A 10,905-nucleotide genomic window follows, 5' to 3' on the forward strand; every position below is an offset into this window, starting at 1 on the left:
GGCGGCTTTTTTAACGTATTCTATGACTTATTCAACAACAGCTTCTGGCTTCTTGACCGTGATTGTGAGGGTTTCGCCTTCACCACTGTAATCGGCCCAGATAACGTCACCTTCTTTCAATTCACCCTTCAGAATTTCTTCTGCAACAGGATCTTCGAGGTAACGCTGGATCGCACGGCTCAACGGACGGGCACCGTACTGCTGATCGTATCCTTTCTCCGACAGGAAGTCTTTCGCTTTAGGAGTCAGCTCAACAGCATAGCCAAGGTTGGTTACGCGGCTCAGCAATTTGCCCAGCATCAGGTCAATGATTTTGTGGATATCCTCACGTTGCAGTGAGTTAAACACAATCACATCGTCCAGACGGTTCAGGAACTCCGGCGAGAAGGCTTTCCGCAGGGCACTTTGAATCGTGCTCTTCATTAGCTCATCCTGGGTTTCAGCAGAACGCTTGGTTGCAAAACCGATACCAGCTCCGAAATCTTTCAGATCACGCACCCCAATGTTGGAGGTCATGATAATGATCGTATTACGGAAATCCACCCGGCGGCCCAGTCCGTCAGTCAGGATACCATCGTCAAGTACTTGCAGCAGGATGTTGAACACATCCGGGTGCGCTTTTTCGATTTCATCCAGCAGTACTACACTGTATGGCTTCCGACGTATTTTCTCGGTTAGCTGACCACCTTCTTCGTAACCAACGTAGCCCGGAGGAGCGCCAACCAGTCGGCTGACACTGAATTTCTCCATGTATTCCGACATATCGATACGTACCAGCGCATCGTCTTTATCAAACAGATACGTAGCGAGCACTTTGGCTAACTCCGTTTTACCTACACCCGTTGGACCAAGGAAAATGAATGAACCAATTGGTTTTTTGGGATCTTTCAGGCCAACGCGTGTCCGTTGAATGGCTTTAACCAGTTTGTCGATGGCCGACTGCTGACCGATAACCCGGCCTTTCAGCTCTTCGCCCATGTTGACCAGTTTCTTGCCTTCGTCGTTCGATACGCTCGTGACCGGAATACCAGTCATCATCGCTACCACTTCGGCCACGTTTTCTTCGTTGACCGTATACCGACGTTTTTTGGTATCTTCTTCCCAAGCCTGTTTCGCACGATCGAGCTGATCGATCAGGCGTTTTTCTTTATCGCGAAGCTGAGCAGCTTCTTCGTATTTCTGGCTCTTGACAACTTGGTTTTTCTCTTTCTTGATATTCTCGATCTGTTCTTCCAGCTTCAGAATATCTTCAGGAACCGTGATGTTCGAGATGTGAACACGAGCCCCTACTTCATCCAGTACGTCGATCGCTTTATCGGGCAGGAAGCGGTCAGAGATGTAACGCTCAGACAGTTTCACGGCAGCCTCGATGGCTTCTTTCGTATAGTTAACGTGGTGGTGATCTTCGTATTTATCCTTAATGTTATTCAGGATTTCGATGGTTTCGTCGATAGACGTAGCGTCTACCATCACCATCTGAAAACGACGGGCTAACGCGCCATCTTTCTCAATATACTGACGGTATTCGTCAAGCGTAGTTGCGCCTATGCATTGAATGTCGCCCCGAGCTAAAGCTGGCTTGAACATATTCGATGCGTCGAGCGAACCCGATGCGCCACCCGCGCCGACAATAGTATGCAGCTCATCGATGAACAGAATAACTTCTGGTGATTTTTCCAGTTCGTTCATCACCGCCTTCATACGCTCTTCAAACTGGCCGCGGTATTTTGTACCGGCTACGAGCGATGCCAGATCGAGGGTAACAACACGCTTACCGAACAACACCCGCGAAACTTTCTTCTGCACAATGCGCAAAGCAAGTCCTTCAGCGATGGCTGTTTTACCTACGCCCGGTTCACCGATTAGAATTGGGTTGTTTTTCTTCCGGCGACTCAGAATCTGAGCGACGCGTTCGATTTCTTTTTCACGACCGACAATGGGGTCGAGTTTGCCAACTTCAGCAAGCTTGGTTAAATCCCGGCCAAAATTATCGAGCACAGGCGTCCGCGATTTTTCGGAGCCTTTAGGATCTTTACCTGAGCTGGAACTGCTGCCGCCAAACATTCCACGGTCGTTGTCGTCATCGTCGGTTTCAGGGCCCATCACCGGACGGCTTCCTGAAGATTGATATTCCAACATCTCCTTAATGACTTCGTAATTAACATTAAACTTATTGAGAATCTGCGTGGCGACATTGTCTTCATCGCGCAGAATCGACAGTAGAAGGTGCTCCGTACCAATGAGCGGACTTTTGAAAATCTTAGCTTCCAGATACGTAATTTTCAGCGTTTTTTCCGACTGACGGGTCAGCGGAATATTCGCCAGATTTTTTACGTTGTTGGTGGCTGTTCCTTTCGTGGCCTGTTCAATAGTAACCCGGAGTTCATCCAGCGAGATGCCAAGTTTTTTTAGCAACCCAACTGCCACACCCTCTCCTTCACGAATCATACCGAGCAGCAGATGTTCTGTACCGATATAATCGTGGCCTAAGCGCAAGGCTTCTTCCCGACTCAGCGTGATAACTTCCTTTACGCGATTTGAGAATTTTGCTTCCATTCGTTTTAGGGTCTCCTTAGGTAAGCGTACTACTGGCCTAACGAAGAGTTTAAAGGATTTGTTCACTTCCGAAGGCCGGCCATCAACACGTCCAAAGCGGCCGGTCCCTGGCAGAACAACAGGTCTATGATACTAAGATTTTGTACAAATTCCTGGCCAAAATTTTGTGAATAAGCTACTGGCTGATGGAATACATACGATTCTGGTCCATTCCGTGGATTTACCTTCGATCGAGCGTCAAATAGACCGACTGGTGCAACTTTATCGTACCAATCTGTCAGGTCTATCTGTCTATCTATCCGTAGTAGTTTCAGACAAATTGTCAGCAACTCATAGTTCAATTCCAGCAGAAACGTCCAGTTTTTTCGAAATACTAACTCGAAATCAGGCGCGTAGTATTCAAAAAACGGAGCTTTTCCATAAGCAGCCTGCAAACATCGCCAGTGATGCATCCGCCAGTTCTGACTATTATCAATCCGAAGATCGCGAATGGGCAAGTGATGCGTCCCCTGTTGCACAGGCACTGTGAGGACATCTACTTTATTTGCCGTCAGAACGTAGCAGCGATTTCTGTAACTTTGCTTCTGGTAATGCTCTTGAGCCTCAAATCGAACGTTTCCAAATTGCACTACCCCCGATAAGTAATCCAAACAAGGCAAATAGTGTAATTCGATTAGTAGACGGCTCGGCTGAGACTCAACCGGATTTGGCGTTAGCTGGTACTTTTTCAATAAAAACAAACGTATCCGTTCACAAATAAAGCAAAAAATCAATACCACCAACAGATTTTGTAAATTTTTAATTTTAGGGATAAACGTTATACTTTTCGTTTAGCCAGCCTACGTTCGCCAAATGCTATTTTTCCGTTTTTTGTCCCGCTTACCGCTTGGTGCGTTATATGGTATTTCCAATGTCTTGTCCTTTTTATTGCTGCATATAATTCGTTATCGGCGTCTGGTAATTCTCGAAAATCTCCGCTTATCCTTTCCCGAAAAATCACCTGACGAGCTGAAATTAATAGCCCGACAATTCTATCTGAACCTGACGGATTTACTGGTCGAGACGTTGAAAATGCCCGACCTGACTGCCGATGAACTGATCAGGCGTGTTCATTTCACAAATCCGGGGTTGGTGAAAGCCCGATTGAAGGCCGGTCAAACCGTGGTGGTTATGGCTTCACACCAGGGAAACTGGGAATGGCTACCGTCGGCGGCTGTGCTCATCGGAATGCCTGCTGATAGCGTTTATAAACCGCTGACCAATACATTTTTTGAAGAATTAATGAAGCAAGTGCGGTCAACGTTTGGCGCTGTGCCTGTACCCATGCAGAGTCTTCCACGCAGAATGGCAGCCCAGAAAGGCAAGCCACGTATTATCGCTCTGGTGGCTGACCAGGTACCTAATACCCCTGAGCAAGCTTACTGGACTGATTTTCTGCACCGGGATACGCCGTTTTACCCCGGCACTGAACGGTTGGCCCGCAGCCGGAATATGCCTGTTTTCTACGTTGAAGTGATTCGTATTCGCCGAGGATACTACGAGGCTACGTTCGATCTGATTTCGGAACCGCCTTACGACGATCTACCATTAGGCACCATGCTCGAACGATACAGGGATCGGCTGGAGGCAACGATACGTAACTATCCGTCAGACTGGCTGTGGTCGCACAAGCGCTGGAAGCACTGGCGAGAAAAGTATGGAAAGATCAGTACGAAACTGGAATGAGCGTAAAAACAAACTTCCCGAAGCCAGAACGGTTTCGGGAAGCTAAAAAACAGTAAAAAATTTTACAGTGAATCGCGTCGGGCTTTTTCAGCTTTAGTTGAATCGCGTTTTGCTTTCCACTTTTCTTTCTCGTTGATTAAAGCCCCTTCCGTTTTATCCAATCCTTTATTGACGGCATTTCCGACTTTCTGCGCAGTTGTATCGACAGCTTCGCCAGCTGCTTTCGCTTTCCGCTTAACACCACGACCCATTTCGGCCGTAGCGTCTCCTACATTTTGTCCGGCTTCTTTCAGGTTTTCTTTTACGCGCGCTTTTCGTTCTGCGCGTTCCTGTTTGCGCATTTCTTTCTTACTCAAGGCCGTACTATCCTGAGCGTAAGCCCCAATAGTCAGCATCATTGAGAAAGCCAATAGGCTTACTATTTTGAGTTTCATAACGATAGTGAGTTGACAGATTATATTCAGTTCATTCCAACTGTCTCTGCTAATGAGAGGGAATGGTTGCTTAATTAACCTCCTCACTATCATTTTGTTTGGAAACGCAGTAGCTGGTAGAATAGAAACCAGGTTTCTTTTTGTGCTCCATTTATCGAAAAGGATTGTCCACATGCGTACGAAAGCTGTCCGATTCTGGACACTAGCTCCTCCCCTATTTCACTTTAAATGCCCATAATCAGGCTAATAAGCACTTTTTTTCATTTTGGCAAGGCATTTGACATACAGAAATGGAGGAAATAAAAACGAATCCTATAACCCCATCTTCCAGCTCATGCGACGGAGTGATTTAGGTGAGTTCGAGGAGGTAGTGTTACTGGCTGTAGCTACGCTCTCGCCCAAAGCATACTCGGTAATTATTGCCGAAGAGCTTGAGCACGAAACAGGGAATGCAGTCAGTACCGGAGCGGTCCACGCAGCCTTACAACGCCTGGAACAGAAAGGCTATCTCCGGTCTGAGTTAGGCGAAGCCACAGCCGAACGCGGAGGGCGTCGGAAACGACTGTTTACAGTGACGCCATTGGGCGGTCGTGTTCTTAGCGAAGTCCGGGCTGTTCGAAACAGACTCTGGGATCGTATCATCCCTAATATCCGGCTAGAGTGGGGCTAAAATTAATGATGAATGATGAGTGTCATTCGTGGTTCGTCGCCCCTTCATTCCTCATTTATTATTCATCATTATGTATCCCCCTCGCTTTGCCGACCGACTGCTCAACTGGTTCTGTGCACCGCACCTTCGGGAAGAAGTGCTGGGCGACTTGCACGAGCGTTACGTTATTCGGGTAGCGCGAGAGGGCATAGTAAAGGCAAAGCGGCAATACTGGCTGGATGTGCTGGCTTATGTAAGACCTTCAATTATCAGACGACAACCGCACGGTACGTCGAAATGGACATCGTCAAATCCAAAGTTCAGAGATATGTTACGAAACTACGTAAAAATCGCCTGGCGGAATCTGATGCTGAATAAAGCATTTACCGCTATCAATATGCTGGGTCTGGCCATTGGGCTGACGAGTTTTATGCTCATTGCTGTATTCGTATACAATGAGTTGAGTTATGACAAATACCCCGTCAATGCCAGCAACCTATATCGGGTGCAGCTTTCAGTAGTGGGTAATGGCAACGTAGAAGTTTATCCTAATGTTGATGCGGGCGTTGGCGAAGGTATTCAACGGGCTTTTCCGGAAGTAAAAGCTACGGCGAGATACATGGCCGTTAGCGACTATATTCAGTACAAAGACAATCAATTTAAGGAAGCTCATCTTGCATTTGCCGATTCCAATTTCCTGCAACTGTTTTCGATTCCCTGTATCAAAGGCAATGCGGCAACGGCTCTGATTGCACCCAATAGCATTGTTATTTCAAACGAATTCGCCCGGAAGTATTTCGGCGATGAAGACCCAATTGGCAAAGCACTGGCGGTAGGTACACAACGATCAGCCTTTACCGTAACGGGCGTTATCGATAAAGTACCCGACAATTCACATTTTCATGCCGATGCTTTTTTGAGTTTAGCGTCACGGCATATTACCAATCCAACCTGGAGCAACATCGGCTTTTTTACGTATCTGGAGTTGTCCGATAAAGCTGATCCGAAAAAACTGGAAGCAAAATTCCCGCAGCTAGTTGCCAAATATGTTGTGCCCGAAGTGCAGCGTGATATGGGAATCAGTTTGGCCGAAGCCCAAAAATCAGTTGAGACATTTCGGTTCTTTTTGCAGCCGCTTACCGACATCCATTTGTATTCGACTACCAAATATGAGATGGAGCCCAACGGCGATATTAAGTACGTCTATATTTTCTCGGTGTTGGCCCTGTTTATTCTGCTGCTGGCCTGCATCAACTTCACCAATTTATCGACGGCACAGGCGGCAAAACGTTCCAAAGAAGTGGGTATTCGGAAGGTTATGGGGTCGATCAAGAATCAGATTGTTTTCCAGTTTCTAACCGAATCGGTACTACTGACGTTACTGGCAATGGTGTGCTCTTACGGCCTGTTGATTCTTTCATTACCTTATTTTAATCAGGTCGCCAACAAACAAATAAGTCTTTCTTTTTTCTGGATTACCGGGTTATTCTTACCCTGTTTCTGGTGAGTTTTTTATCCGGCATACTGGCGGGGGGTATCCGGCTTTTTTCCTGTCCTCGTTCAGTATCATTAAAACCTTGAAAGGGTCTTTCTTCGGGAAAAGCTCTCAGAAAAAGCCATTACACAGTGGGTTGATCGTATTCCAGTTTTCTATTTCCACAATCCTTCTGATTGCTACGCTGGTTGTGTACAAGCAGTTGCAGTTCATGCAGACAAAAAAATTAGGCTATGATAAAGACCAGGTCATCGCCCTGCCCGATACTCGTTTGCTGGGAGATAAACAGCTGGCATTCAAGGAGCAGCTTCTGCAGAATTCGCATGTTGTTGCGGCCAGTCTGTCGAGGTATACGCCGGGCGGAATCATGATGGATGGCACGCAGATTTATCCGAAAAATGAAACCTCGAATGGTGCCGAAATTCACACCAATATTTTTAACATTGATTACGACTACCTGCGCACCTTAGGTATACAGGTGGTCCAGGGGCGGAATTTCTCCAGAGACTTCCCAACGGATTCGATTTCCGGGATACTCATCAACGAATCGGCCGTTCATGAATTGGGCTGGAAAGGGACTAATCCAATCGGGAAATCAGTAGTTCGGTCGGGAAATCACGAGTATAAAGTCATTGGCGTCGTGAAGGACTTTAATTACGTGTCGGTCAAGCAAAAGGTAGCGCCACTCATGCTGATGATGGGCCGAAATGCGGGTGGCATCGTGATGAAAATAAAAACCACGGATGTCACTGGTTTTCTGGACGATCTGAAGAAGCAATGGGATGCTTTCAATCCAAACGGTCCTCTGGAATATCATTTTCTGGACGAGCAGTTCGCTACGTTCTATGCCAGCGAGCAACGCACGCAGCAACTGTTTTCAGCTTTTGCGCTGCTGGCCGTTATAATTGCCAGCCTTGGGTTGTTTGCGCTGTCGGCTTTCGTAATCGAGCAGCGTACCAAAGAAATCGGCATTCGCAAAGTGATGGGCGCATCGGTACCGGGCATCGTGCAACTGCTGGTGAAAGACTTTGTTCAACTGGTACTGATTGCCGTTGTGATTGCGTCGCCGATTGCCTGGTATGCTATGCATCACTGGCTGCAGGATTTCGCCTATCGCATTGACGTCGAATGGTGGATGTTTGCACTTTCTGGCCTGATGGCCCTGTCTATTGCCTTGCTGACGGTCAGTTACCAAAGCATTAAAGCGGCCTTAGTGAATCCGGTAAAATCGTTGCGATCCGAATGAGTAGCATAGAGCATGGGGCAAGGGGCATAGGGTTCCTGTCCCCAACCTTTTGCCCCCAACCCCATGCCCTTTCCCCCTTGCCCTATGCCAAACCACCCACCCCGACTTGCCGACCGACTGTTGACTTGGTTCTGTGCACCGCACCTTCGGGAAGAAGTGCTGGGCGACTTGCACGAGCGTTACGTTATTCGGGTAGCGCGAGAGGGCGTAGTGAAGGCGAAGTGGCGCTACTGGTTGGATATGCTAGCCTATCTACGCCGTGAATTTATTCGACGACAACCTGAGCAATACCCTCAACCAGCAACTACGACCATGCTACGGAATTATTTGAAAATCGCCTTTCGGACCCTGGCTAAAAACAAAGGATATTCGGTAATCAACATCGGCGGACTGGCCGTCGGTATGGCCGTAGCCATGCTCATTGGTCTATGGGTTTATGATGAATTGTCGTTCAACAAATACCACAAAAACTACGATCGCATTGCGCAGGTAATGCAGAATCAGGTTAAGAATGGCGAGATCAAAACCTCTCAATCGTTGCCGTATCCATTCATTCATGAGCTGAAAACCAACTACAAAAGTAACTTCAAACACATCGTAACATCTACCCATGCAGGCGATTGCATTCTGACATCGGGTGAAAAGAAGCTGTCGAAAAAGGGGCAATATATTGGTGCTGAAGCCCCGGAAATGTTTACCCTGAACATGATTAAAGGCACGTGGGCAGGTTTGCAGGATCAACAGTCGATCTTACTGTCGGCCTCAACTGCTAAAGCTTTGTTCGGCGATGCTGATCCGATGGGCAAGCTGATAGAAATGAATACAGATAACCCCGTAACCGTAACAGGTGTTTACGAAGATTTGCCACTAAACACGGAGCTTCATAACGCACAGTTTTTGGCTTCCTGGGATTACTACGTGGCTACGAATCCATTCATGAAAGAGAAAAAATGGGATAACCACGCCCTCTATATTTATGTAGAGCTTCAGCCGAACACGGATTTTGACAAAGTCACGTCAAGCCTGAAGGATTCGGAACTGAATGTGATCAAACACCTTGAGAGCATGAAGGAGGAAGCGGTTACCAATCCGCAAATCTGGCTGAATCCCATGCAGAACTGGCATTTGTATTCCAAATTTAAAAATGGAATTGTCGACGATGGGCCTGTTCAATACATCTGGCTGGTGGGAGCAATTGGCTTTTTCGTGTTGCTGCTGGCCTGTATCAATTTCATGAACCTGACTACGGCCCGTTCCGGGAAACGAGCTAAAGAAGTGGGCATTCGCAAGGCGATTGGCTCACTCCGCGTTCAACTAATCAGCCAGCTTCTCAGCGAATCCCTTCTAATTGTCTTCCTGGCTTTTGGCATCATGCTGCTGGTTGTTCTGGTGACGTTGCCGTGGTTCAACGATCTGGCAGCCAAGAAACTAGCAATACCCTGGACCAATCTGTACTTCTGGTTGTACGCGCTTGGGTTTGTGTTGCTGACGAGTTTAGTAGCGGGCAGTTATCCGGCTTTTTATTTAACCTCATTCCAGCCGGTTAAGGTATTGAAAGGCACTGGTCTGTCCGTATCTCAAACAGGCCGTTTCGCAACTGTTCCTCGACAGGTATTGTTGGTTTTGCAATTCACGATTTCCATTACGCTGATCATCTGCACGGCAATTGTGTACCGTCAGATTCAATTTGCCAAAAATCGACCGGTGGGTTATTCGCGGGATGGCTTGCTGATGGTGCAGATGAAATCCGAAGATTTTCGCGGAAAAACCGACTTGTTGCGTAGCGAACTGAAAAATACCGGAGCCGTAATTGAAGTCGCCGAATCACAAAGCCCAATTACGGGGGTATGGTCGTCCAACGATGGATTTCGCTGGAAAGGTATGTCCGTAGCGTCAATCGACCGATTTGCTACGTTAGATGTTTCGCCCGAATACGCTAAAACCGTCGGCTGGCAATTTGTGGCGGGCCGCAATTTTTCCCGAGCGTTTGCCTCCGATTCCAGTGGCTTTGTTATCAACGAAACGGCAGCCAAACTAATGGGTTTGCAAAACCAGACCGCCATTGGAGAAACAATTCACTGGAAAAGCCAATGGATGACGAACAATGTAGAAAAGTCATTCCAGATTTTGGGCGTAGTAAAAGATATGGTCATGGAATCACCGTTTGAGCCGGTAAAACCGACCGTTTTTTTACTGGCGGGCAATCCCAACTGGATTAATATCCGGTTTAATCCGGCTGTCAGTGTGACCGATGCTTTGCCGAAAATCGAAACGGTTTTCAAGCAGATTATCCCGTCGGCCCCTTTCGACTATACGTTCGCGGATCAGGAATATGCGCTAAAATTTGCTACCGAAGAGCGCATTGGCAAGCTGGCCAGTTTCTTTGCGATCCTCGCCATTTTGATCAGTTGTCTGGGACTTTTTGGCATGGCATCCTACGTGGCCGAGCAGCGTACGAAAGAAATTGGTGTTCGTAAAGTACTGGGCGCATCCGTGTTGAACTTATGGGGGCTACTATCCAAAGACTTTGTGCTATTGGTCAGTATTGCCTTTGGAATCGCTGTGCCCGTTGCCTATTATTCGCTCCATAGCTGGCTTCAAAAGTATGCTTACCATACCGAATTATCGTGGTGGATTTTTGCCGCATCTGGTGTGGTGGCTTTGCTCATTACGTTATTGACTGTCAGTTTTCAGAGCATCAAAGCGGCATTGGTGAACCCAGTTAAATCATTGCGATCTGAATGAATAGCCTAGGGCATGGGGCAAGAACAGCCGCCCTTAGCCCCATGCCCCAACCCCC

At 47.4% G+C, this 10,905-nt stretch carries 8 protein-coding genes; 5 read left to right on the top strand and 3 right to left on the bottom strand.

The annotated features are described in order from the left end of the window. Window positions 1–27: 27 nt before the first annotated feature. Both LN737_RS22300 and LN737_RS22305 read right to left on the bottom strand, forming a co-directional pair. A complete protein-coding gene (locus LN737_RS22300) occupies window positions 28–2,556 on the bottom strand; it encodes an ATP-dependent Clp protease ATP-binding subunit (protein WP_405512054.1) in 2,529 nt (842 codons plus the stop codon). A 62-nt stretch (window positions 2,557–2,618) separates the two neighbouring features. Continuing rightward, window positions 2,619–3,287 carry a WbqC family protein gene (locus LN737_RS22305; RefSeq protein WP_405512056.1) on the bottom strand — a complete coding sequence of 223 codons (669 nt, stop codon included), beginning with the start codon at window positions 3,285–3,287 and terminating at the stop codon, window positions 2,619–2,621. 121 nt (window positions 3,288–3,408) lie between these two features. Here LN737_RS22305 and LN737_RS22310 point away from each other — a divergent pair, with 121 nt between their 5' ends. Then, window positions 3,409–4,281 carry a lysophospholipid acyltransferase family protein gene (locus LN737_RS22310; protein ID WP_405512058.1) on the top strand — a complete coding sequence of 291 codons (873 nt, stop codon included), beginning with the start codon at window positions 3,409–3,411 and terminating at the stop codon, window positions 4,279–4,281. A gap of 62 nt (window positions 4,282–4,343) precedes the next feature. On the opposite strand, the gene LN737_RS22315 is transcribed toward LN737_RS22310, so the two are convergent. Beyond that, the gene (locus LN737_RS22315) at window positions 4,344–4,715 is read right to left on the bottom strand and encodes a hypothetical protein (protein WP_405512060.1); all 372 of its coding nucleotides are present in this window, start codon (window positions 4,713–4,715) and stop codon (window positions 4,344–4,346) included. Between the two features lie 334 nt (window positions 4,716–5,049). Here LN737_RS22315 and LN737_RS22320 point away from each other — a divergent pair, with 334 nt between their 5' ends. From LN737_RS22320 to LN737_RS22335, 4 genes are all read left to right on the top strand, one after another. Then, window positions 5,050–5,385 carry a PadR family transcriptional regulator gene (locus LN737_RS22320; protein WP_405512062.1) on the top strand — a complete coding sequence of 112 codons (336 nt, stop codon included), beginning with the start codon at window positions 5,050–5,052 and terminating at the stop codon, window positions 5,383–5,385. A gap of 70 nt (window positions 5,386–5,455) precedes the next feature. After that, complete coding sequence (locus LN737_RS22325; protein ID WP_405512064.1) at window positions 5,456–6,871, top strand: permease prefix domain 2-containing transporter; 1,416 nt, start codon at window positions 5,456–5,458, stop codon at window positions 6,869–6,871. A gap of 70 nt (window positions 6,872–6,941) precedes the next feature. Next, window positions 6,942–8,105, top strand: coding sequence for an ABC transporter permease (locus LN737_RS22330; protein ID WP_405512066.1), 1,164 nt, complete (start codon window positions 6,942–6,944; stop codon window positions 8,103–8,105). 84 nt (window positions 8,106–8,189) lie between these two features. Continuing rightward, entirely contained in the window at window positions 8,190–10,850 is a 2,661-nt protein-coding gene (locus LN737_RS22335) for an ABC transporter permease (RefSeq protein ID WP_405512068.1), read from the top strand. Window positions 10,851–10,905 lie beyond the last annotated feature (55 nt).

Source organism: Spirosoma sp. KNUC1025, from assembly GCF_045160025.1.
Lineage (GTDB): Bacteria > Bacteroidota > Bacteroidia > Cytophagales > Spirosomataceae > Spirosoma.